The 22,215-nt window shown below is 46.7% G+C and carries 18 protein-coding genes and 1 pseudogene; 12 read left to right on the forward strand and 7 right to left on the reverse strand.

Translation table 11 applies throughout. The annotated features are described in order from the left end of the window. Window positions 1-69 precede the first annotated feature (69 nt). Window positions 70-642 carry a hypothetical protein gene (locus G493_RS0111280; protein WP_051309243.1) on the reverse strand — a complete coding sequence of 191 codons (573 nt, stop codon included), beginning with the start codon at window positions 640-642 and terminating at the stop codon, window positions 70-72. Window positions 643-851: 209 nt separating this feature from the next. Between G493_RS0111280 and G493_RS0111285 the strand changes: the two genes are divergently transcribed. The 4 genes from G493_RS0111285 (at window position 852) to G493_RS0111305 (ending at window position 7,660) form a co-directional block, all read left to right on the forward strand. Beyond that, window positions 852-1,298: an Hsp20/alpha crystallin family protein gene (locus G493_RS0111285; RefSeq protein ID WP_028580472.1), complete on the forward strand. Its 447-nt coding sequence runs from the start codon at window positions 852-854 to the stop codon at window positions 1,296-1,298. A 130-nt stretch (window positions 1,299-1,428) separates the two neighbouring features. Continuing rightward, a complete protein-coding gene (locus G493_RS0111295) occupies window positions 1,429-1,818 on the forward strand; it encodes an Hsp20/alpha crystallin family protein (protein WP_028580473.1) in 390 nt (129 codons plus the stop codon). A 412-nt stretch (window positions 1,819-2,230) separates the two neighbouring features. Then, window positions 2,231-4,945, forward strand: coding sequence for a tetratricopeptide repeat protein (locus tag G493_RS0111300; RefSeq protein WP_028580474.1), 2,715 nt, complete (start codon window positions 2,231-2,233; stop codon window positions 4,943-4,945). 111 nt (window positions 4,946-5,056) lie between these two features. After that, the gene (locus G493_RS0111305; protein WP_028580475.1) at window positions 5,057-7,660 is read left to right on the forward strand and encodes a C39 family peptidase; all 2,604 of its coding nucleotides are present in this window, start codon (window positions 5,057-5,059) and stop codon (window positions 7,658-7,660) included. 142 nt (window positions 7,661-7,802) lie between these two features. Here the strand turns inward: G493_RS0111305 and G493_RS0111310 are convergent, their stop codons facing one another. Then, entirely contained in the window at window positions 7,803-8,411 is a 609-nt protein-coding gene (locus G493_RS0111310) for a PEP-CTERM sorting domain-containing protein (RefSeq protein WP_084813537.1), read from the reverse strand. 399 nt (window positions 8,412-8,810) lie between these two features. Between G493_RS0111310 and rsmB the strand changes: the two genes are divergently transcribed. The 5 genes from rsmB to pyrF all read left to right on the forward strand — a co-directional run bounded on the left by rsmB (window position 8,811) and on the right by pyrF (window position 13,087). Next, a complete protein-coding gene (gene rsmB / locus G493_RS0111320; RefSeq protein ID WP_161629821.1) occupies window positions 8,811-10,166 on the forward strand; it encodes a 16S rRNA (cytosine(967)-C(5))-methyltransferase RsmB in 1,356 nt (451 codons plus the stop codon). A gap of 79 nt (window positions 10,167-10,245) precedes the next feature. Next, window positions 10,246-10,854, forward strand: a complete 609-nt coding sequence (locus G493_RS0111325) for a DUF6657 family protein (protein ID WP_028580478.1) — start codon at window positions 10,246-10,248, stop codon at window positions 10,852-10,854. Next, window positions 10,854-11,966, forward strand: coding sequence for a M24 family metallopeptidase (locus G493_RS0111330; RefSeq protein WP_035274235.1), 1,113 nt, complete (start codon window positions 10,854-10,856; stop codon window positions 11,964-11,966). Before G493_RS0111325 ends, G493_RS0111330 begins: the two co-directional genes overlap by 1 nt. Window positions 11,967-12,050: 84 nt before the next feature. Next, the gene (locus tag G493_RS0111335; protein WP_028580480.1) at window positions 12,051-12,383 is read left to right on the forward strand and encodes a hypothetical protein; all 333 of its coding nucleotides are present in this window, start codon (window positions 12,051-12,053) and stop codon (window positions 12,381-12,383) included. After that, on the forward strand, window positions 12,380-13,087 hold the full coding sequence (pyrF, locus tag G493_RS0111340; protein ID WP_028580481.1) for an orotidine-5'-phosphate decarboxylase: 708 nt from the start codon (window positions 12,380-12,382) through the stop codon (window positions 13,085-13,087). The genes G493_RS0111335 and pyrF overlap by 4 nt, the downstream gene beginning before the upstream one ends. A gap of 121 nt (window positions 13,088-13,208) precedes the next feature. On the opposite strand, the gene G493_RS0111345 is transcribed toward pyrF, so the two are convergent. Further along, complete coding sequence (locus tag G493_RS0111345; RefSeq protein ID WP_028580482.1) at window positions 13,209-14,006, reverse strand: CsgG/HfaB family protein; 798 nt, start codon at window positions 14,004-14,006, stop codon at window positions 13,209-13,211. 1,132 nt (window positions 14,007-15,138) lie between these two features. On the opposite strand from G493_RS0111345, the gene G493_RS0111355 reads away from it, so the two are divergent. Then, window positions 15,139-15,372, forward strand: a complete 234-nt coding sequence (locus tag G493_RS0111355; protein WP_028580483.1) for a hypothetical protein — start codon at window positions 15,139-15,141, stop codon at window positions 15,370-15,372. A gap of 8 nt (window positions 15,373-15,380) precedes the next feature. Beyond that, a complete protein-coding gene (locus tag G493_RS0111360) occupies window positions 15,381-16,376 on the forward strand; it encodes a DUF6976 family protein (protein WP_028580484.1) in 996 nt (331 codons plus the stop codon). Window positions 16,377-16,788: 412 nt separating this feature from the next. On the opposite strand, the gene ilvN is transcribed toward G493_RS0111360, so the two are convergent. From ilvN to G493_RS34815, 3 genes are all read right to left on the reverse strand, one after another. After that, window positions 16,789-17,088 (reverse strand): acetolactate synthase small subunit, encoded by a 300-nt coding sequence (gene ilvN, locus G493_RS0111365; RefSeq protein ID WP_028580485.1) that lies wholly within the window; start codon window positions 17,086-17,088, stop codon window positions 16,789-16,791. Continuing rightward, the gene (ilvB, locus tag G493_RS0111370; RefSeq protein WP_028580486.1) at window positions 17,075-18,757 is read right to left on the reverse strand and encodes an acetolactate synthase large subunit; all 1,683 of its coding nucleotides are present in this window, start codon (window positions 18,755-18,757) and stop codon (window positions 17,075-17,077) included. The genes ilvN and ilvB overlap by 14 nt, the downstream gene beginning before the upstream one ends. Before the next feature lie 585 nt (window positions 18,758-19,342). Further along, window positions 19,343-19,801: a helix-turn-helix domain-containing protein gene (locus G493_RS34815; RefSeq protein WP_084813539.1), complete on the reverse strand. Its 459-nt coding sequence runs from the start codon at window positions 19,799-19,801 to the stop codon at window positions 19,343-19,345. Window positions 19,802-20,333: 532 nt separating this feature from the next. Here G493_RS34815 and G493_RS28915 point away from each other — a divergent pair. After that, window positions 20,334-21,119, forward strand: coding sequence for a hypothetical protein (locus G493_RS28915; RefSeq protein ID WP_051309244.1), 786 nt, complete (start codon window positions 20,334-20,336; stop codon window positions 21,117-21,119). On the opposite strand, the pseudogene ltrA reads toward G493_RS28915, so the two are convergent. After that, window positions 21,114-22,215 (reverse strand): annotated as a pseudogene (ltrA, locus tag G493_RS28920) (group II intron reverse transcriptase/maturase); the annotation flags it as partial. The gene G493_RS28915 and the pseudogene ltrA overlap by 6 nt on opposite strands.

Here is a 22,215-nt window from a genome sequence, read left to right on the forward strand (position 1 = left end):
AGTCTGCTTTGTTCTGCAAGCTATAAAGCTATTGCAAAACGGCAGACTCCGAAGATGGATGAATATTGCTCACAGCTCCTCCACACTCTTTCCCTGCCGAACGATTTCCCGCATATGCTGTAAATGCTTTTCCTGCTGCCCCACTCCACTTTCCAGATGTTGATACAACGGATCATCTTCACCAAGCAGTTTACCGACTTCATTAAGTAGTTGCTTTCCCCTGGCACAATATCGCTCAACTTCTTCCAAGGCCTGTCGTCTTCTGCGCTGTTTTTTCTGTTCCGAATCCAGAACGGGCTGTAATCTCTGTATGGATACCTCAACAAGAATGTCCCTTGGCATTTCGTGCTGTTTGGAAACCCGTTCCAGGGAAATCAAAGAATTCCTGCTTAATACATAGGTCTTCTGCTGTCTTGACTGGGCCTGACTGGTGTATTTTTCAGCTTCCCGGGCAACCCGATCAAGAACATCCTGGTCTTCAATCAGTTGGTCAAATAACGTCTTCTGTTTAATTCCTAGCTGGGCTGCTGCAATACTTAACAACCTGATGACCTCTTCGGGCAACCGAAATGTGGCGCGTACAGATTGCTTGCCTTTTAATGTATCTGCCGTCAATCCCAGGGTGTCAGTTTCTTTTTTCATACAATCACCTCTCGTCCCGCCTTTTACCCTTTTTATCATTAATAAGCAATTTGCATTACTTTGTCCATGCAATACAAAAAAGTAATGAAAGCCAAAAAAACATTTTTTTACACATCTCTTCATTGACACTATTAAAGCAATTACTATTTTATGAGACAAGAAAGAAATAGATCCAAATTATTAATTGGATAACATCAGGAGGTTACACTATGTGGATGAGAAGACATGATTTTGAAAGTTTATTTGAGCCCATGCATTTTTTCAGAACACGCCTTGGCCATGTGCTAGATGAGTTTGACCGGGTCTATACACATGGCACCCCTTGGCAAGCTGCTGGAAACTATCCGAAAACCAATATGGTTGATACCGGAGAAACACTGGAAATTGTTGCCGAATTGCCAGGCCTGCAAAAAGAAGACCTGGCTATCAAAATCCAGGGAAATTACCTGGCCATCAGTGGTAAAAGCAGCAACACGGTTCCCGAGGGGTACAGTATTCAGCGGTCAGAGCGCGGAGAAAAATCATTCAGCCGAAGCTTTACATTACCCTATGAGGTGAATTCAGAAAAAGCTACAGCAAGTCTAAAAGATGGCTTGTTAAAACTGACACTGCCGAAATCTGAGGCAGCCAAGCCAAGACAGATAACCATCAACTGATGGATGAATTGACAACGCGTTTACAGGGTCACGCCTGCAATGCAATACCACCAAATTGTGCAGGATAATACAGGTCATTCAGATGAAAAATTGACCGACGTTGATGGAACACAGGAAGGAGGAAAAATATATGAGTACAGGTAAAGACGTGGCCACAACCACACAACATGAAGTAGCAAAGCCCTCACAGTCTCTGACTGTGGTTACACCAGCTGTTGATATTTTGGAAAATGATCATGAAATTCTTGTACACGCAGAAATGCCTGGAGTACTCAAAGACGATATCGTGATCCATATTGACAACGGCAAATTGTTTGTTTCAGGAGAACGAAAACTAGTTTCTACAGGGACATCGGCATGGCAGGAATTTGGTGACGTTGAATTTCGACGTACCTTTGCCATTCCTCAGACCATTGATGTGGAAAAGGTTCAAGCGCATCTTAAAGACGGCGTCCTGGAACTGCATCTGTCAAAATCAGAGACAGCAAAACCCAGGCAGATAGAAATACAGGCTAATTAATTTACACCTGCATCAGCCGGATTCCTCAAACTGGCTACGAAAAAAGCAATACACCAGGGGCGTCATCAATGATGCCCCCTTTTTTTTCACAAACAAGACAAAATCGTTGCAGGACAACTAGAATTTTCGCCTCCCGCCCAAACCTGTCATCAATGGCCGACAAACACATTGCAACGCTGTACTATATGGCATATAGTTGTTGAAAATTTCCTTATCTCAACATCAACCATCCATACTATTGACTGAATATTCTTTTATGCCGTTCTGTATAGTTCCACTGAAAACTGAAACAGTTCCCAGCTTTTCCCTTATGAAGATTGTTTCAATATTTCAGGCACAGGTTTGTATCTTTCGGAATTATCCAGTAACAGCAGTATCTCCAGAAAATTAACGCTAGAATTACCCCTGTTATATGTCAAGCTCATCTCAACATCTCCAGAACCAACAATATCCTGGTCTTCACCCCTGGTACGTATATATTTTTACAGGAATTTCCGTTTCCGGGCTTTATCCATGGCTGCTTGTCTGCCGCCTTTTCTTCAGACAGGGATATAAAGCAACGGCCTGCCTGCTTGTACTGTGCAACCTGGGCCTATTTGCAGGCCTTGTTTTTCTCTCAATTTTCAGCCAGTTAACCTGGGACACCCTGTTGGCTATTGCTGTGACGACCAACACCCTCTGGTCCGCAGCAGCGTGGATTATGCAACGTTCTTTTTTCGGAAGAGCGCCAAAAAGATATTACTTGCGTTCCTGGAAAAGCTGGCTGGCACCATTTTGCATAGCTTTACTCATCGGTGCCGGACTAAGCGTTATCCATGCACTGTTCCCCATCATTGGCGAACGATTCAGGATGATTCAAAGCCGGGATCTGGAGGAAACCAGGGTTTTGCTCTGGGATCTTTTCCGCTATTTACCCTGGTATCTTCCATATAGTGCACTGGTAGGAATCTGGTGGGCAGGAGAAGAACGACGATTTTCTCCTGCCCATATTATTTCATTCCTTGGCGCGATCCTGTTTTTCGGCTGCTGCCTTATTCTGTTGAGCTGGCTGACCATGTTTATTCTTTTTCAGGGGGAGCTTTCTTACACTGGTTCCAGCTGGGCTCTGTTTCCACGAACAGATACAGATCTGTCTGTGAAACTGCTCTCTTTCTGGTCTAAAAATATGATTCCCTATGCGGTTATCCCCTTGCTCATTGGAGCAGCTCCCCGATTTAGAGATTTCTGGAAACGTTCATTCATGATCTATCCCCTGGTCTGCGTATTGCTTATTGGCCAGGAATTCTTTTCCCCCGAGCTCTGGCAAACATACCAAAAACAGATCATCTATGAACTCTCATCGCCGTCGTCAGTCAACCGTGAAAGAGCACATAGACAGATGGAGGTCATGATACACCGTTTCCCAAAACATGAAATCCATGCAGACCTCACTCAGGAGCTGGCTGATTTTTATTACCAGCAGGGAAAAAAGGAAAAAGCCCGGGACCTGTACCATCAACTTATTTCCAGCCCCTCAAGACCCCAGCTTTTTTCCGCCAGAACGCATGCTGAAGCCGCGCTGTCAAAACCGAAGTATCTCTACACGTCTTCTCCCATCGATATGCCGCTTATAAGCTATAACAAGTATATGACCAATAACTGGATGGTCCTGCTCAAAGCTGCCCGCCTGCATCGTAAAGATGTTTCCACTGAAGCAGAGCTACTGAGCTCTTTGAAGGATCTCTCAACCAAAAAGGAAAGTATTGCCCTCAGTCCAATGCCAACCCTGGCTGAACTGGATGATAATGCCCGGAATCTCGGACTTGCCTCATTTATTTTACACACAGATTTTGAGGTCACCCAGAAGCTTCTTGCCCATGGTTACCCGGTGATTGTACCGGTTAAAAACACCTTTCTCCTTGTATATGGCCTGGACTCTGAAAGAAATTTTGCCATCTGCTCTGACTACAGATACCTCTTATATAATCTGAAGCGCAACACAGGAGAAGACATAGATAAAGACCTTCTTCTTGAAAACGGTTCTGACGCAGACCGACACGAAGAACGAAAGCGCATCGAACATATAAGCAAATTTTATCTTCCCGGAACATACTGGGACAGTCCTTCTCAAAAAGATCTTTCTCCTTTCATGAGCGTACTTTTTGTACCTGGTGAGGAAAATACAATTGCGGAAATCCTTGGACAGCCCCCCCATGAAATCAAGCGGACAAGCAGGGCCCACCTCACAGCACTTATAGCTCTTAACAGCCTGAAAAGCGGCGATCCGATCCAGGCCATACACTGGGCACGGAAAAGCAGCCGATTGCAGCCATCTTCCCTGTCTCTCCAAATTGCCAGAACAGCTCATTTATTCTGGCAAACCAGAGACAGGCAGCCCCTGGCAAAATTTCCTCTTTCCCAAAACCTGCCGGCATTGAAAACCCTGGAAACGCAAATGCAGGATGAGGCTTCATCCACTTTCATGGAGCAGGCGGCACAGCAATTCAAGCAAGCGCTTGAGCACCAGACCCTGCCATGGATGATACGCATGCAGTATCGCGACCTTCTGGATCGGAGTATTCCAGAAGAACGAGCCATTCTTCTTTCTCTGATGCGAAAAAATGTAGAATCCGACCCCGGTGACAAACCTGGATGGCTCTATCTGGCGAGCCTGTATGAATGGCAGGGAGATATGGACCACATGATGCAGGCTCTGGAATCCGCCATATCTGCGGGGCATTGGGACAACAGTCTGGCCCTGGATCTGCTGACCCTGTACATCCGCTCCAATAAAATAACCCAGGCGGCCGACCTGTTTGGAAAAATTGACAAAAGCAAGGTACAGCACAACGCAGATTATCTCTATTGTCGTGCCGCCCTTCTGGCCGCTGAAGGAAAAAAACAACTGGCTGACGACCTGTATAACCAGGCAATTACCAAAAGAAAATACACCCCATTTTATCACCTGGACTATGCCAGATTATTGCTTACAAACAACAAAGACAGACAAAAAGCCCAAACCGCCCTGGAATGGGCAATACGAATAGATGCCGACGGTGCTGTGCGCCGGGAGGCGCAGGAACTGCTGGATTCATATTTCCCCGAATCAGAACAGCTCAACGACCAAGGAGCGCAAGGTGTTCAGTGACAGGAAAATTATCCGTAAGCCATACCCAGCCAATAACAAAGAGTAACGAACCAGCCCTACATACAACATACTATGAGCGAAACATCCCAACCAACCACGAGTAAGGAGGAGATGCCAGGCAAACAACGCAGTGAATGCGACAGCCCCCTGCTCTCTCCTGTTTCCCTGGCACTCTTGACTTTGATAGCCAGCCCACTGGCAGGAGGGCTGGCCTGTGCAATGGTTTTTGCACGCCTGCAGAAAAAAATCCGCGCCGTTGTTGTCGCTACGCTTTCCCTTCTTATCATGCCACCAGTCTACGGACTGCTCATCTTCCAGCCCATCAAGTGGTATTGGTCAAGCCTCGTGCTGATGGCGGTTCACATCTGTTGTACCGCCATTGTCTATATAAGCATGCGTAGAATCTACCTGGCTGATCAGGAACACTTTTGCATCCGTTTTTCTCCACGGAGACTACAGAAAAAATCGTATATTCTTGCAGGGATGTCAGGTGGCATGCTGTTCAGCCTTATCTTGGGCCTTGCCTGTTTGAGCATATATATACTGGCCAACGATCACCTTTTTGCCACCCTCATGCCTGTGGCTTTTAACGATGCCCAGGCCTTATCTTTATTGCTCACATGTCAGCTTGTCTTGCTGCTTTCAGGTATCATTGCAGGGGGATACATGGGCAAAATCAGACTTCGCATTTCCCCACTGCAAACCGTTGGTTATGCTATAGCTCTTATCCTGATTGCCCTGACCTGGTTTTTCTTTCTGCAGCTGACCATCGCATTGCCCAGCTTCCAGGCTGGCCAGGCCAGCGGCAGAGGCTGGGGCGCTGACTCGGCCATCTTTTTTGCCATTAACCTTCTGATTGGATCGTGGTGGATTCCATTTCTGCTCCACTATTATCTGCGTCCGGAATCTGCTGCAGGCAAAGGATTTCGCCTTGTACAGGTCCTGGCCATCAACAGTTGCGCGGCCATCAGCCTTGCCATCGGCTTCGGCGCACCGACCAACTGGTTCAGTACAGCCGGTAAATTTTTCGAACAACACGGTCAGGTTTCAAAAGCACTGTGGTGTTATCAGCATGGCCTGGAGAAACAACCGAACCAGAGAATTGCAGGTTACCTCCAATTCCGGGCTGCGCTTCTGGCCCATAAACTTGGTGATGATCAGGCTGCAAAACATGGGTTTCAAAAAGTTGTAGCTCAGTATAATGTCAACCAGGAACTGGTAAAACGATCAAGCAGATATCTCGACAATCTTGAAATTGATTCTTCAGACCTGAAAAGAATTGTACTTCCCGGTGTTGAGACCCCGATTACCTTTAAAGATGCTTATTGTGTGCCCAATTCACTGGCACTGGTCCTCAACTTCTGGGGAGCAAAACTCTCAGCAACAGAGATCGGCCACAGCATTACCGGCCTGGGCCGGGGGACACTGACCGTAGACCAGGCATGGTATACAGACAGCCTGGGCTTTCGAAACGACTTTTTTCCCATGGCAACCCTGCAGGATATAAAAAATGTCATAGATGCGGGTATGCCTGCGCTGGTGTATGTCCCTGGCCATGTGTTTGCCATTGTCGGGTATGATGAGCAGTTGAAAACGCTGGTCACATATGATGTCGCCACCCAGGATGTCTGGGTGGATTATTTCCAGGAAGATTTTGTCAAAGCCTGGAAAAAAGTCAACGCGACCCTTGCCCTTGTCTATCCTCAGGGTGAGGCATCCAGAGTACCCGCATCCTTGCGAAACAAAAGGGAAAAGATAAGTGATGCCTACCTCCATTATCACCTGCACTACCTTGACAGCCCTGACGGCTTTCCAAGCAAGGAACACCTGGAAATTGCACAAAGCCTGCACCCATCGTTTTTTCTACCATATGTAGCACTGATGGAATATTTTCCCAAGAGTCTGAACAAGCCACAGGTGCAGGAAAATGAAGTAAAAGCAATAAACAGCATCACCAATTTTTTTGCCCATGGGTTTGATGAAGGCGTGCATCTCTGGGGGCAAAGACACTACGAAGATTATGCCGAATCCGACCAGAACTTTTATGCAAGCCTTACCTACCTTATATACCGAAACCACCTGGATGATGCCAAACAGGTAATCAATCAAGTCGAAGCCACTGGACTCATCAGTGACGAAACCAAAGGATTACGAGGTATGCTGGACCTGGCAAATGGAAATCTCCCACGCGGTGTGGAGAGACTGGAAAGCATCTATGAACCGGACCTGGCCATTTATCAGGCCGCTGCTCAGATAGCCATGGAAAAATCAAGGGCAGCTGTGGCAAACCTGGTTAGGACAGTGGACAGCTGCACGTGCCATTACCAGAGGGATCCGGTCGGCCCCCAGGAAAGCAACATTTCACGATTTAAAAGATCTCAGATGCTTCCATCCATGTATCGTCGTTTCCGGGACAGAAAATATATTGTTGGGTTTGATCAATTCGGGTACCCGGCAACATACCTGGCTAATACACTCCTTCTTCAACAAAAGGAATATGGAGACAACTCCAAGGAATTGGAAGAGGCATGGACGGCATGGATACACTACAATCCTTTTGACTTTAAAGTTGCCAGACAACTGAGCACACTCCTGCAACAGCGTATTGCAGACGCTCCCAAGGGATCAAAAGCTGTCCACCAGTTGGAAAGACAGCTTCGCATTATAAACAAAAGGGAGCAGGCATACAGGGAATTGTATACAGCTGGGATGTAACATCAGAGTTTGAGCGGAACCGCCCAATATAAATCAGAAATCAGGGCAAACGCAAAAGTTTGATTTTTTTGTCCTAAAAAAAAGAGCAGAGCGTTTTTTCGCTCTGCTCAGGAGTGCCCAAAAAGATGAAAATGACAGGTCGTTACTTGCTGCGTTTTCTCCCAATGGCTGCAAGACCAACAAGACCTGCTCCGAACAGCATCATGGTTCCAGGCTCAGGAACAGAAGGGTTTGGATCGTCTCCAGAGGTTCCTCCTTCCCCTAAAGCATACACATTCAGGTGTGACAGAGACGGGGTCTGATCACCAGGATTACTGAAACTGATGCTATAGGAACCGTCATAAGACCCTCCACCAAACGCTATGCTGACATCATTAAAAAAATACAAAGCAAAACTGTTTGAAGCTTTAATGGCTAACACCAGGTCAAGAGATGTTGCAGTGCTTCCTCCAGTCCAGGAAAGCGTATATTGACCGTATGAGTCGAGTAATAAATCAAATTCATACCCCTGAAAATATGTATCGGAATCTCCTTCAGAAGAAGTAAGCAGGGTGTACGTATTACCACCGACAGATGAACTCCAATCGGTGTTAGCATCATTGCCTTCAAAAGGCCCAAAGGCATCACTAGCCTGATTACCATTGAGAAAAACGTCAAATAGACTCAAACTGGAACTGGCGCAGTGTGCCTGATGCACAAGACATAACGACAAAACGGCAACTGCTAAAGCTGAAAAACTTTTTTTCATCATTGCCTCCTAAAAAACATTATCTGTTATCTTGAATCGAATTACGTCAATATACACCGCGAATTTATTGCAAAAATTACACCGGACCATCGTAACAACGACAAATTCATCTTACGCAACGCAATCCCCCGTGAAATCTACCGATACTGACAAACACTTACATGCCACCTCTCCATTTACAATTTTCCGCTCACCATATATTCATTTTTTCGGAAAAAAAATCCTGAAAAGAGTTTTTTTAAATTTTATCTGCTTGTTATCAGCAGCACATGAGCCTGTACAAAGATAATCTGTACTGATTGCTCTTCAGGGCAATTTGTTACTCCAAGAGCTTTGGAGAATATGGTAAGGATATAATATACGCTGTCACCCTTAAGACTAACAACACATACATATTGCCCATTGACATCCAGAAAAAACACTCAATCCATCTCCGCAAGAACCCAGGCGTTGTGCACGCTTGTCGACTGGCATGCAAGCCGAAAGCCCATAGAAATTTTTCTCAACCAGTACACAGCAGACCTTCCGCAACGGGATAAATCCATGACAAAAAATCTTGTTTTTGGTGTATTGCGGAATTTGCAGACCCTGGATCAGGTTATAAGCCAATATTCCAAACATCCGCTGGCCAAGATGAAGCCGCGGACTCTGGTGGCATTACGTCTTGGGGTCTTTCAATTACTTTTTATGGAGCGCATCCCACAGTCTGCGGCTATCAATGAAACTGTCAACAGCCTGAAAATATCCCGTCAACCCAAATGGCTTCTTGGTTTTACCAATGGACTGCTCCGAAATGTTTCCCGAAATAAAGATGTCTTGCTGGAGCAACTCCAAAAAGATACGCCAAACAACCACCCTGGATGGTTGACAGATCGATGGCAAAAACGATTTGGGAAGGAAAGCATGCAAGCGCTCTACACGGCCAACAACACCATCCCTAAAATCTGCCTGCGAGTCAACACCAGTAATTGCAGCCGAACAGAACTCATGTCCCTGTTTGATCAAGCTGGAATACAGGCAAAGCTCTCTTCCCTGAGCCCCGAGGGTATACTCTTGGAAGAGCCTGAAAGTGTACCGAATTTACCTGGCTATACAGAAGGATTCTTTCAAGTCCAGGATGTTTCGGCACAACTTGCCACCCTGCTTCTCGAACCGAATCGCCCGGGACAACGCTTTCTGGATGCATGTGCAGGCCTTGGTGGCAAAACCAGTCACATCGCCCAGCACCTCTGCCGGGACTCGACTCTTAGCGCCACAGAACCGGATAAAAGACGTTTTGCGCTGCTTCAAGAAAATCTAACACGCCTCACCCTGCAGGACCGTGTCCGGGCTGTACACTGTTCGCTCCAGGAACTGTTGCAGTCGCAGCCGCAACCTTTTGATGCCATCCTCCTGGACGCGCCCTGCTCAGGAACGGGTGTTATCAGACGCCAGCCCGATATTCGCTGGAATCGTTCCCTCGAGGATCTGACAGCATACCAAACAACACAACAACAGCTGCTGGAATGTTGCGCAAACCTGCTCAATCCCGGTGGCCGCATCGTCTATGCAACATGTTCTTTGGAAACAGAGGAAAACCAGGCCGTGGTGAATTACTTTCTGGCAAAGCATGATGATTTTACAATCCAGGATGCCAAACCATTACTCCCACCTGAAGCAAGGCATCTTGTAACAGCAGAGGGATTTTTTCATCCTCTCCCCCAGGAGCAGTGCGACGGGTTCTTTGCAGCTCTGCTTGTTCGATCACCTCTCTTGTAGTTTTCAACAACAATGCTTATAATCGCAATCCACAAATTCCTCCCACTTTATCATCTTTCATTTGAGGAGAATCCCGAAAATGGCTGAAATACGATCAACAATGGATCTGGTTATGGAAAGAGCCGCCCGCATGGGTAAGGCTTCCAGTCAAGATATATCAACGGAAAACTCAACCAAAAAAGGCATGCAGCTGGCAGCTGAATTTCTCAACGACTTGACAGCAGCTGGAAGTCAACCTCCACCACTCATGGAATCCCTTGAGCAGAGCCCAAAAGATGAACAGACTGCAATCCGCAAAGGGATGCTGGAAACATTAATGCGTAACATTTTCATTCCCCGCGATGAACTGGCTCAGACACGTATAGGCAAAGCTCTGCAGGGAATCATTGAACTCAGCGGTAATGCGCAGGATATTACTGCCATGTGCCAGGAACTGCAGACTGTCACAGGACAGTACACCACCCACCGGGATCAATATCGCGAGCAACTTAAACAGCAGATGCAGATGCAAATAGAGCAAATTCTTGCCCAAAAAGGTATATCCAGTGAAGGCATGAATATAGACCCGACTATGGAACCACAATTTCAGGAGGAGTGGAGCAGAATCGAAGGAGAACTTAATGGGCAGTATGAACAGGCTCTGAACCAGTATCGTGATCAATTGAAACAGCGCCTGGGAGTTATCTGATGGGTGCAAAGAGCCTGCCTTCAACTCGTATCGCTCGCCTGCAGGCAAAGCTTAAACGGAAAAAATTTGACGCCGTTCTGATCAGCCAACCCGATAACCGCCGGTATCTCAGCGGCTATACCGCAAAAGACCATGGCATTCAGGAACCGGCAGGATTTCTCCTGATTCCGGCAAATGGCAAACCATATTTGCTTACGGATTCACGGTTTACCCTGCAGGCTGAACAGGAAACCAGTGGTTTTGAAATTGCCATCTATACCAAAGGACTTATCAAATTACTGAAAAAACTGCTGCCGCAGATAGGTGTACAGCGCCTGGCCTTTGAAAGCCATTACACCTTGCACTCCACCCATTCCAACATGCTCAATATGGGCCGAAAAATCTCTTTGGAGCTTGTTCCGACAAAGGATATGCTGGAAAAGATGCGCCTGATAAAAACAGAAGAAGAACTGGCCCTGATTCGGGAGTCAACCCGTATTAACGAGCAGGTCTTTCAATCTGTATACCTCTCCATTGAGCCAGGCATGACGGAACAGGAAGTCGCCCTGGCCATCGATTTAACCATGAAGGAAATGGGGGCTGAAGGGCCCAGTTTTGAAACCATTGTCGCCTTCGGCCCCAATGCTGCCAAACCCCATGCCGTTCCTGGGGATACAATCCTCCAATCAGGAGATATTGTACTCATTGATATGGGACTTATCTACAAGGGGTATTGCTCAGATATGACCAGAACCTTTGTGGCAGGAAAACCTGATAATCAATATCTAGAGCGGCATCGCCTGGTGAGGAAAGCTCAGTTGGCCGGTATTGCAGCCCTCAAGCCAGGAGTGACGGGTCAAGAGGTTGACCAGGCAGCAAGAAAAATATTTGACGATGCCGGATATGGAAAAGCCTTTCAGCACAGCCTGGGACATGGCGTGGGAGTTGCCGTTCATGAAGAACCTCGCCTCTCTCCCTTAAGTCAAAGGACATTGAAGCCAGGTATGGTGGTTACCATTGAGCCTGGCATGTACATTCCAGAATGGGGAGGTATCAGGCTTGAAAATATAGCCATTGTAACCCCGGATGGGTGCGAAGTGATTAACAAGGATACTACCTGCCTTGATCTTTAGGGTCGCTGGAAATACAAATTACCCAAGACCCTTCATCGCCCCCAAAATTTTTGAGTTATCCAGCAATTGAATACAGAGGATATTATGCGTTATTTTATGGTCGACGAAATCTCATTTCTGGAAAAAGATAACCTCGACAGCTACCTGAAACGAACTCTCAAACCCGGTTCACTGGAAGGGGTCTTTTTCCTTGAACTCCCCCAGGATCTTTACGGAGAAGCCCAGTTGGGACATGACGACTGCGCACCTTTCTACTTTTCAGTTATTCTGGAAGAGCGTTCCATCAAATTTGAACTGCTGGTTCGCAGTGCAGCAAATATGCATTGTTCCTGCATAGCCCAGGCTACTCCCGCCCAGAGACAATTTATTTTAGACTTTGCAGACAAGATGCTCAAAGAAGAAATGATCACAGCATGAAGAGAAACAGCATTCCACTTAACGAACGTATCATTTTCGCTCTGGATGTACCCACAGCTGAACAGGCCATTGAATTAGTGGATCGCCTGGATGGACAGATTACCTCTTTCAAGGTCGGCATGCAGCTCTTTTTCGCTAGTGGCTGGAAAGTTGTAGACCATATCGCCGCACGTGGTGGAAAAGTAATGCTGGACCTGAAGCTGTATGATATTCCAGCCACCGTTCGCCTGGCCTTTGAACAATTTGCAGGCAGGGGAGTACATCTGGCCACGGTTCATGGGTATACCCCTGTGGTGGAAGCGGCTCTGGAGGCAAAAACAGAAGTGCAGGTTCTTGCAGTCACAGTCCTGACCAGTTTTGGAGAACAGCAACTCCAGGAACTCAATTACCAGGGGACCATTGAAGACCTGGTGTTTGAAAGAGCAAATCGAGTGATAGGAACAGGATGCCACGGTGTGGTCTGTTCAGCACAGGAAGCCTCCATGCTGCGAAGCAAAATCACCTCTGATTTTCTTATGGTTACGCCGGGCATCAGGCCTTCCGGTTCAGATAAAGGGGACCAGCAACGAATTGCCACCCCTGGCCAGGCCATTGCCGACGGAGCGGATTATCTGGTTATCGGGCGACCAATTCGGGACGCGGAAAATCCAGGCCAGATGATTGCATCCATTAGCAAAGAAATTGAAATGGCATTGAGTCGATAAGAGAATAATCCGATTTCCGGCAGAAGGCTGGAAATCGGATTCATTCAGACGGGTCTCCCGGCAATGGAGCCTGCAATGCTGCAGTCCGCATTTTTCAGGAATGCTTTGAACTGCAACAATCTCAATTAACTTTCAGTTTGCCGCCCGTTCCCATTCCTCTGGGACCTGTAGCCTTCTGTGGCTTATAATTTTTGGTAGCCCGAACCAAATTGTTATAGGCATCTGTCATGGCAGCCAGAACCACTTTACCTTCCGGTGTCTTTTTATAGGCGCTCAATGCTCCTCCCATACTGCTGCCGAACATGCTGAACAAACCGCCAATATCCATGGAACTGCCGCTACCTTCTGCAACAACCACCTGAACTCCTGACCTGTTATCCACCAGTGTCAGCATGCTCTGTGCATCAGCAGTTTTCAAAGAACTCCCTATCGCAGCTCCAACACTGCCAAACATACCACCAAGGGCACCACCGATTCCCCCTGTATCATTACTGCCCACAAGCAAACTAGGCGTTACAGTATAATCCGCGGCAACTATCTGCCCTTTGCCAAAACTGCTCCCGGAACGAAGTTCACCTGATTGCTGCAGTTGCCTCTCACGCTGCATGTGACCTAAACCTGCGCCACGTTCGACTACGACAAAACAGTTGCTCTGTTGAGCCAGCAGGCGAAGAGCTGGAACAGTGGACTGAATACCGTAACGTCCGAGTATAGAATACAGATTACCTGAATCCTCATTGACGGCAAGAGTGCCAAAAGGTTCACTGCAATGCTCAAGGGCAGAATTTGCATTGGTAGTATTTTCTCCACCTGCACTTCCGGTAACAACACTTTTAGATCCGGTTGTGCCCATACTTACTTGACTGCAAGCTGTCAGGCCGAAAAGGGCCGCGGCCAGCAGCACTGCTGATGCTTTCATACTTTATCTCTCCTCTATTCAATAATAAGCCACAAAAACCAATGGCTCTAAAACGATGTATAAACCAATACTGTTAACCGGTGTCTGTCCATAAATGAAGATTATCGTTGGAGAGCAAGACACCTTCAAAATTTTACCGCAGGCATATAGCAGACATTCCAAGGATAAAACTTTAAAGACAGCACAGCTACCCGGCGAAAAGACCATTTATGGCCAGGCACTAACTGCAAGCTCATTGTAACCGTTGATCCAGCGGTCCGGATTCGTTCAAGCGAGTCTCTGCGCTATAGCTGACTATACCATGAGGGGTGATCGGGCCAAGATGCGGTACAGGAGAACAGTTCACTGTTACAGTATCAGCATTATTTAGGCTATATAAAAAATGCTGGACCGAACCTAGTCCATTTACGTGATGAAATCAAGATTTATCCCTAACTCTGACAAGTTAGAAATGCGGGAACAATAATCCACTTCGCTATTTTCCCTTGTGCCGCAACGATAACTTGCATTCTCTTTCTGACGTATTTTACAGGGGCAAGGCATGGGTATACACCAGGTATTCCTGGGATCAGGAAAACATAAAAAACGGCATAATCTCCTTAACGTGGCATAATACTATGCTTTCAACGACCTACAGCATCTAGGATGCCTGCCGTGAAAGCACTTTTTCCACCATACCTGGGCTATTTTCAAAAAAGCAATGCTCGCCATATCAACTCTATGGCTGTGCTTAATTTCCTGAATATGCCTGAACCTGAGAAAAAATAGCAACCTTCCGACAGCCCCCCTGGTAACATACAGATTTAATAACATTTTTCATATTTTTTCCTATTTTACCATCCTTTTCTTTGTTCCAGACCAAGGTGTGATACAATGCATAAGAGGCAAACGTACTGAGACTTTTTTTACGGTAAGTAACTCTAGACGACCATTTTTGCAGAAGTTCATTGTCCCCGTAGACAGGCTACCAACAACATCTCTCGTTGATCGCTTATCTTTAAACAATTGCCTTTTGCTGAGCGTTTAGACCTCTTACTGTTAAAAATGACCAACGCCGTATAAATTGCCCCTCCTCAGGATAATACTTTACGGCCTAGAGTTTCAGCTCATTTAACAAAGGAGGTTATCAGGTATGAGTATTCCCCCTAAGACGAACCCCGGCTGGAAAGAGATTGTAACAGGAAAAAAAGCATTTAGTCTGAAATTTCTAGCCGCCAAGATTCTTCTAGGCAGGTTAGTACGGACTGTAAAAACAGATCCGTCTCCCGATAGTGTTTCTGCTGCCATTGACGAGTTGCACGCCTTGTATACCAAGAATGCCGCAACCAAGTCTGCCCAAGACGATATAAAAACCATTTTTGGATAGGAGGAGTCATGCAACAGGAATTACTTAATATCAGCGAAGTTGAACAACTTATTTCAACCGGCAAGACCCTTCTTATAGCTGGGGATGAAAAACTCCTGCAACAGTTGCCAAAAGGAAAATGGATTGGAGGAACCATCCCATACTTTATATCTCCTGACCAAGGGGGCCTCGTTAGCCAAGACAAACTCTTTGTCACCGACATATCTGCAATCACTGCTTCTACAAATATTAAGGTATATGATCAGAATCAGCTTGGAACGGTCTATACAGATGCTGGTTCCGATGGCTTCAGTTTTATTATTATTCCTGCCTCCAGTTCCACACATATTTCCTTTGCTGTCAATGCGCCTAACTATAAGGACTTTGGCAGCCAACCGCTGCTCGGCTGGATTTCAGGCGTGCACCTTGATGATCTGGGGAAAATCAGCCCCAAGGTAGTGAACGGAGAAACCGGTGAGACTTTTCAGGACGAAGCAGTTGTTATGCATGTTGACCTCGTACCTGGAAAGACCGTTGATGTGGGAATCATCAATATCTTCGAACAGGGGGACGGAGATACCTTGACATTTACCAATGACGGTTTTTCCTGCTCAGAGGTAATGGTAAATGGTGTTAAAGAGAATTTTGCCGACTACATTACAAACAATAATCTGGATATTCAACTCCCCTTGGTTGCTGACTACTATGGTGCATTGATAAACATCAGTTTCCAGAGTGTTGATCCCGGTAAGGATGTGCAATTTTACGCGCCTGTATTTACAGGTGTTCGCTACAAGCACGCCAAACCTTTTGCTAATTATGCAGATGCTTTCAAGAAACAACTGGAGGAAAGCGGTGCAAAAGAAGAAGATATAACTTTTTCCTGTAACTGTATCCTGAATTATCTGTATTCAGGACTTGAAGGCCAGCGAACAGATCCTTTTGTGGGGCCGATCACTTTCGGAGAGATTGCTTATCAACTCCTGAATCAAACCCTGGTATATCTCCAGATACACGATGCGTAACAAAAACTTGAATCTCTGGCGGGTTAACACCTGAGTCTGAGTACTTACTCGGTATTACCAAGATACATGTAATACACTTGAAAACTCAGGCGCACCAGCCACCTGCGGGGCGCACAGGAGTAGCATATCTGCTGTGTTGGCAATGTATTAAGATACTCAAGTCGTATCAATTACATTGCCGCCTCGCATCTGCGCCACTCCAGAATGCTCACGCATTCAGGGAAAACTCGTTACTCCCACGAACTGGATATCTGTCCATAAATGAGGATTCTTGCTCAAGTTGAGGTAAGCGGGAAACGAGACTCCGAAAAGACCATTTATGGACAGACACGAACTAATCCCCCCTGTCATCAACGGATGTATCGATGACAGGGGATTGTTCTCCGGGTAAAAGGTAAATACCGTCTCCACCTCATGCATGAAAATATTGCTGCAGGTCTGCAAACACCGGATGACCATCCTGGTGCCGGTTGACATGCAATACATCGGAAAGCTTTTCAAGCTGTTTTACGACCTGATCCAGACGCTCCTCCTCTCCCACCTTGAGAAAAATTCTGCTCTGTCCGCCATCATCAACCGGCAGACACACAATGCCCTCCACATTATAGGCGCGACGTGAAAAAAGGCCGCAGACATGTGACATAACTCCGGGATGGTTGCGTACCATCAACTCCAAAACAGCTACATTTTCCACAGTATTATGCGCACTCATATTTACCTCCAATCATAACAGAATTTGCAGCACCTGGAGGCACCATGGGATACACATCTTCTTCGATATCAATGGGTATAGTAATCAAGGCTGGCCCTTCACTCTGTAATGCCACGGAAAGCAATTCGTCAAGCAGCATGGAAGTGGAGCCGTCAAAGGATTTTAAACCAAATCCCCGGGCTATGGCAGCCAGGTCAACGGTGTGGTTGTACTCCGATGCAACATAGTGTCCTTCATAAAAAAGCTTTTGCTGTTGCCGTACCAGGCCGAGGGACTGGTTATTGAGAACCACAACCTTAACATTCAGATTATGCTCGGCAAGGGTGGCCAGTTCCTGAATATTCATCATAATGCTTCCGTCTCCGCTAAAGCAGATAACCGGTCTGTCGGGATTTTGCAGAGCCGCACCTATGGCTGCCGGCAGACCAAATCCCATGGTTCCCAGGCCTCCGGAAGTAAGTAACTGGCGAGTTCGGTTCACAGGGTAGACCTGTGCTGTCCACATTTGATGCTTCCCAACATCAGTGGTCACAATGGCCCGGTCGCCGACTATTTCGGCAGCACGCATGATAATTCCATAGGGACTGGCAAAATCAAAATTTTCATCACAAAAGAAAGGATATTCAGCGCGCAGGTTACGCACCCGTTTATTCCAGCCATTGATCTGCCGCTCTGCAATCAAAGGAAACAGCTGCTCCAGAGTGGCGCGAATGTCACCTACCAATCCAAGATGAGCCTGTTTCAGTTTACTTATTTCAGCGGGATCAATGTCGATGTGTACTATTTTGGCATCTGGACAGAACGCTGAAATCTTTCCTGTGGCACGATCATCAAAACGTACACCTGCCGCAATAAGCAGATCACATTCATCCAACATGATATTGGTAGAGCGGGCAGCATGCATGCCCAGCATTCCCATGTACAGATCATGTTCCGGGGGCAATACCCCCAATCCCATCAGGGTCATGGCAGTAGGAAGACACGCTTTTTCAGCAAACCTGCGCGCTGCCTTTCCCGCACAGCTGTGTACAATCCCGCCACCGACGTAGAACACTGGACGTTCTGCCTGATTGATCATCTGAGCAGCTGTGTGAAGATCAGTTTCAGAAGGTGCTGACGGCCTGGTAGGTTCAGGCAAATCCGGCAGCCGGTCCACTGTAATATGAGCCAGCTGAACGTCTTTGGGAATGTCAATCAACACCGGCCCGGGACGACCGCTGGTGGCAGCATGAAACGCCTCAGGAAGAATACGCAGCAATTCTTCTACTGAACGGACCAGATAATTACACTTGGTGATGGGAATACTCAATCCATAGACATCAACCTCCTGAAAGGCGTCAGTACCAATCATGGAAAGTGGAACCTGCCCTGTTATGCATATGACAGGAGTTGAATCCAGGTACGCATCTGCGATGGCTGTAAGAATATTGGTGGCTCCCGGACCGGAGGTGGCAAAACAGACTGCAGGTTTACCCGATGAACGAGCCATACCCTGGGCAATAAAACCAGCTCCCTGCTCATGCCGTGCAAGAATGTGCCTGATTTCCGGGAATTGATGTAAGGCATCATAAAGAGGCAGATTCGCACCGCCGGGAATACCGGCAATGGTGGTAATGCCGAACTTATGAAGCGTCCGTATTATCAGTTGAGCACCTGTCATTTCTTCCATAACACATCTCCCTCATAGCCCTTTTAGGGCCGCAGTGATTGGTGTCAGCGCCAGGCAGGAGCAAAAAAAAACCCCTGCCGGCGAGGCGCCGACAGGGGTTGAAAAAACTCGTTATTACCCGCTACGGCGCCTCGCTCCTCACTAGAATAATGACCACCACGACCACAGAACACACCACTGCCTCGACGATTGCGCCTAGGATGTTAGAGGTGTGCAGAGTGTTGTTCATGAAAGAGGTGCTCGGTACAAGTAACGGTTTTAATCTTTGAGTACTCCCTGACTTACCAGTGTATGTGTAGGGCGTCAAGAAAAAAGACCTCTCTTTTGCAAAATTGGTCTATTTTATGATCCTGGCATAACGTAGCCGCAATTCATCACGGGGCCTATATTTTCTTGGTTTCACTTACCTCCTAACTGTAACTGACCACAGGTGCGTCATATTTGGACAAGTGTGTTTTTTGCAGGTAAGCGAAGACTCCGGGTAAGCGGAGACTCCGTTAGGCTATCTATGCGGGAAACCGCGATCGTGCAAAGTTACATGACATTGCAGAAATCGGTTCCGCACCTCTACTCGAAATAACCGATTTATAGACAGACACTAGCCTCCTTAAGTCCTTCTGAAACAAATGTGGTTACTCCACCTGCTGACGGTATAGTAAAGATATGGTGGTTCTTTATCACCTCTTTCTTCAGAACAGGTTTTACTACCATATCGCATTCGATTAATCGGTCGGCCAACAATTGCATTGTCCATTTCGAACGTCCCTTTGGTGTTGGCGAACAGGCTGTTGCAATTAAAAAAGCTTCAGCTTCTCCATCCAATCTTTTAGGGCGCCTGTGTTTTTTGATTTTGGGGTTAAGCGCTGAATCAAGGCCCTCAAGAACAAAACGTTTACGGACTCTTTCTACTGTTAATCGGCTGCAGTGTACAGCCTCTGCAATGGCCGTATCTGTTAGTCCCCCCGTATTTGAGGCCTCATCTGCGTGAAGCAATATTTGAGCATGAATTAACTTGCGAGCCGCTGTTTTTCCACGAGAAGCCAATTAGTTTAAAATGCCTCTCTCCTCTTCGGTGAGTTTCACTCGATATTTTTTTGCTACCACGCTTTACTCCTAAGTATTATTTTCTTTAAATTCAATACGTAAGAGCACTACACGTAAAAACACATCAAAGCGACCTTGCTGTTGCACTAGGGCCCCGATCAGACTCGCCTGACTCGATTTCTGTACGTCGCCCGTACTTTCACGCTACTCAGCCGTAGCCGAGGTACATCCTTCAAGGATTCGTTGCCGAATACCCGTTGCAATAGCGTTACGCCTTTCGCCTCCATCTGGCTGGGCCTGGGACTTGCCTAACTCTCTGAAATCAGGTACGGTTAGGCTCACCCTTAAGAACGTGTGCCGTGCCCGGCACACAACCAGGCGATAAAGAGGGACTGCGCGAGGCTCGGCGTTCAGAAAGTCTGAGATAGATCGAAAAGGAATCCTTGTCTAAAAATTAAATATTTAGAGGCCCCACAGCCTCTTAACTCAACGTTCATGGCAACTTTGTCGTCATGAATCCAAAGCTATAAATATGTTCAATATATTCAAGAAAAAGCCTTTATTAACTCAGGAGGCAAAGGATTTTCAAATAGATTGTTTCAAGTGGTTATTGACGTATTTTGGAGGCGATGATTTTTACAAAAAAACCGAACTAATACTCCCAACACAACAATATTTTCCGTTAAAATCATCCTCCCCCGATTCTCTAGCAATAGAAACATTCGAAAAAGTTAAGGCTTACGCTTGCATGGAAGAGTGGCCTTGTGTGCTTGAAGTTCAAGAAAAAGATCCTGAGATTAGAGTAGCACCAACAGTAATTTTACAAAATGTCCCGAATAATCCTTTAGGAACCTTCGAAGCACGAAGTGAAAACGAAATAGTCATTACCTACAACCCACGTCTATTATCAAACCCTATTCAATTGGTAGCAACTTTTGCCCACGAGTTATCTCACTATTTAACAGCTACAGCTCCTGAACCACCTCCTGGGGGTATGGATAATTGGGAGTATGCGACAGATATCTGTGCAACCTTCCTAGGATTCGGTGTCTTTGTTGCCAATGCCGCTTTTACGTTTCAACAATACTCAGATATTGAATCACAAGGTTGGAGCGTTTCTGGTGGTGGCTATCTCTCTGAAGAAGAACACAGCTATGCCTTAGCAATCTTCCTTCATTTAAGAGATATAAATCCAGAGCGTGCATATCCTCATTGTGACACTAATATAAAAGCATATTTGAAGAGAGCTTTTAGAGAAATAAATGATTCTGATGAAATAGGCATGCTCAAATCTGTAAAATATATAGATAATTCATAGTCGGGTAGCCGGATAATGAATCTTTACCCATAGATCTTTGATAGAAAGCAAACCTTGAGTCTTAAGCCATTGCTTAGTCATTCCAGACAGAGTTGCCAATGTGTGGGATAATCTCCACGGGCCTTTCCGACTCAAGCCGACCGAGATGGCAGTTCGCAGGAAAGTCCCGAGCTTGATCAGCTCACGCCCCTTGGTGCGACAGTAACGCCACTGTTTCAGGTAGCACATGCGTACCCTGCGACGTAGCCAGTGGTCGAGTTCGGGTATTGGTCGATACAGCTCCGATATCCCGTAATACCCCATCCAGCCACGTAAATACTCTGCCAATTTGAACAGTCGATAGTCCATGGAAACACCCAACTCCGTCCGGTCAACTCCTTGATGCGCTTTTTAAAGCGCACAAAGGCCTTGTCCGACCAACGGATCTTGGCACCAGTAAAGGAAAAACCGAGGAAGGTGATCTCGTTGGTGTGAGCCACCTTGCTCTTCTCCTGGTTGACTTTGAGCTTGAGCTTCTTTTCCAGGAACCGGCTAATGCTCGCCATCACCCGCTCACCCGCCCGACGACTCTTCACCAAAATGACGAAATCATCGGCATAGCGTGCGAAGCGGTGGCTTCGCCCCTCCAGTTCCTTGTCCAACTCATCCAGGAGGATATTACTAAGCAGTGGTGAGAACGGGCCACCTTGGGGAACACCTTCACGGGTCTCGTGAAGGCGGCCACCTATTACCACTCCTGCTTGCAGGTATGTACCGATCAACTTCAAAACACGCTTGTCGCGCACCTTTCTACTGACCCGGGCTATAAGCACATCGTGCTCCACCGTGTCGAAAAACTTCGCCAGGTCACAAATCGACAGCCACGCGTACCCCTCGCGGATGTAGTGACGGACCTGATACACGGCATCGTGGGCTGACAGTTCCTTACGAAATCCAAAGTTTATTTCCAAAAAAACAAGGTCGAATATTGGCACCAGGACCTGGACAGACAAGCGCAGACTTCGATGTCCTGTTGAATCAAGTGATCAAGGACAGCAGGTATCCCCAGAAGACGAGTACTCCCTGTTGCCTTTGGGATCTCTACCCGTTTGACCGG

The organism is Desulfogranum japonicum DSM 18378, assembly GCF_000429945.1.
GTDB classification, from domain to species: domain Bacteria; phylum Desulfobacterota; class Desulfobulbia; order Desulfobulbales; family Desulfobulbaceae; genus Desulfogranum; species Desulfogranum japonicum.

Excerpts from the sequence above, each read along its gene's own strand:
- G493_RS0111305 (WP_028580475.1), top strand. The coding sequence starts at position 5,057 with ATGCCAGGCAAACAACGCAGTGAATGCGACAGCCCCCTGCTCTCTCCT.
- G493_RS0111300 (WP_028580474.1), top strand. The coding sequence starts at position 2,231 with ATGTCAAGCTCATCTCAACATCTCCAGAACCAACAATATCCTGGTCTT.
- G493_RS0111330 (WP_035274235.1), top strand. The coding sequence starts at position 10,854 with ATGGGTGCAAAGAGCCTGCCTTCAACTCGTATCGCTCGCCTGCAGGCA.
- G493_RS0111360 (WP_028580484.1), top strand. The coding sequence starts at position 15,381 with ATGCAACAGGAATTACTTAATATCAGCGAAGTTGAACAACTTATTTCA.
- G493_RS0111355 (WP_028580483.1), top strand. The coding sequence starts at position 15,139 with ATGAGTATTCCCCCTAAGACGAACCCCGGCTGGAAAGAGATTGTAACA.
- G493_RS0111295 (WP_028580473.1), top strand. The coding sequence starts at position 1,429 with ATGAGTACAGGTAAAGACGTGGCCACAACCACACAACATGAAGTAGCA.
- G493_RS0111280 (WP_051309243.1), bottom strand. The coding sequence starts at position 642 with ATGAAAAAAGAAACTGACACCCTGGGATTGACGGCAGATACATTAAAA.
- G493_RS0111325 (WP_028580478.1), top strand. The coding sequence starts at position 10,246 with ATGGCTGAAATACGATCAACAATGGATCTGGTTATGGAAAGAGCCGCC.
- G493_RS0111285 (WP_028580472.1), top strand. The coding sequence starts at position 852 with ATGTGGATGAGAAGACATGATTTTGAAAGTTTATTTGAGCCCATGCAT.
- ilvB (WP_028580486.1), bottom strand. The coding sequence starts at position 18,757 with ATGGAAGAAATGACAGGTGCTCAACTGATAATACGGACGCTTCATAAG.
- G493_RS0111345 (WP_028580482.1), bottom strand. The coding sequence starts at position 14,006 with ATGAAAGCATCAGCAGTGCTGCTGGCCGCGGCCCTTTTCGGCCTGACA.
- G493_RS0111335 (WP_028580480.1), top strand. The coding sequence starts at position 12,051 with ATGCGTTATTTTATGGTCGACGAAATCTCATTTCTGGAAAAAGATAAC.
- G493_RS28915 (WP_051309244.1), top strand. The coding sequence starts at position 20,334 with ATGTTCAATATATTCAAGAAAAAGCCTTTATTAACTCAGGAGGCAAAG.
- pyrF (WP_028580481.1), top strand. The coding sequence starts at position 12,380 with ATGAAGAGAAACAGCATTCCACTTAACGAACGTATCATTTTCGCTCTG.
- G493_RS0111310 (WP_084813537.1), bottom strand. The coding sequence starts at position 8,411 with ATGATGAAAAAAAGTTTTTCAGCTTTAGCAGTTGCCGTTTTGTCGTTA.
- ilvN (WP_028580485.1), bottom strand. The coding sequence starts at position 17,088 with ATGAGTGCGCATAATACTGTGGAAAATGTAGCTGTTTTGGAGTTGATG.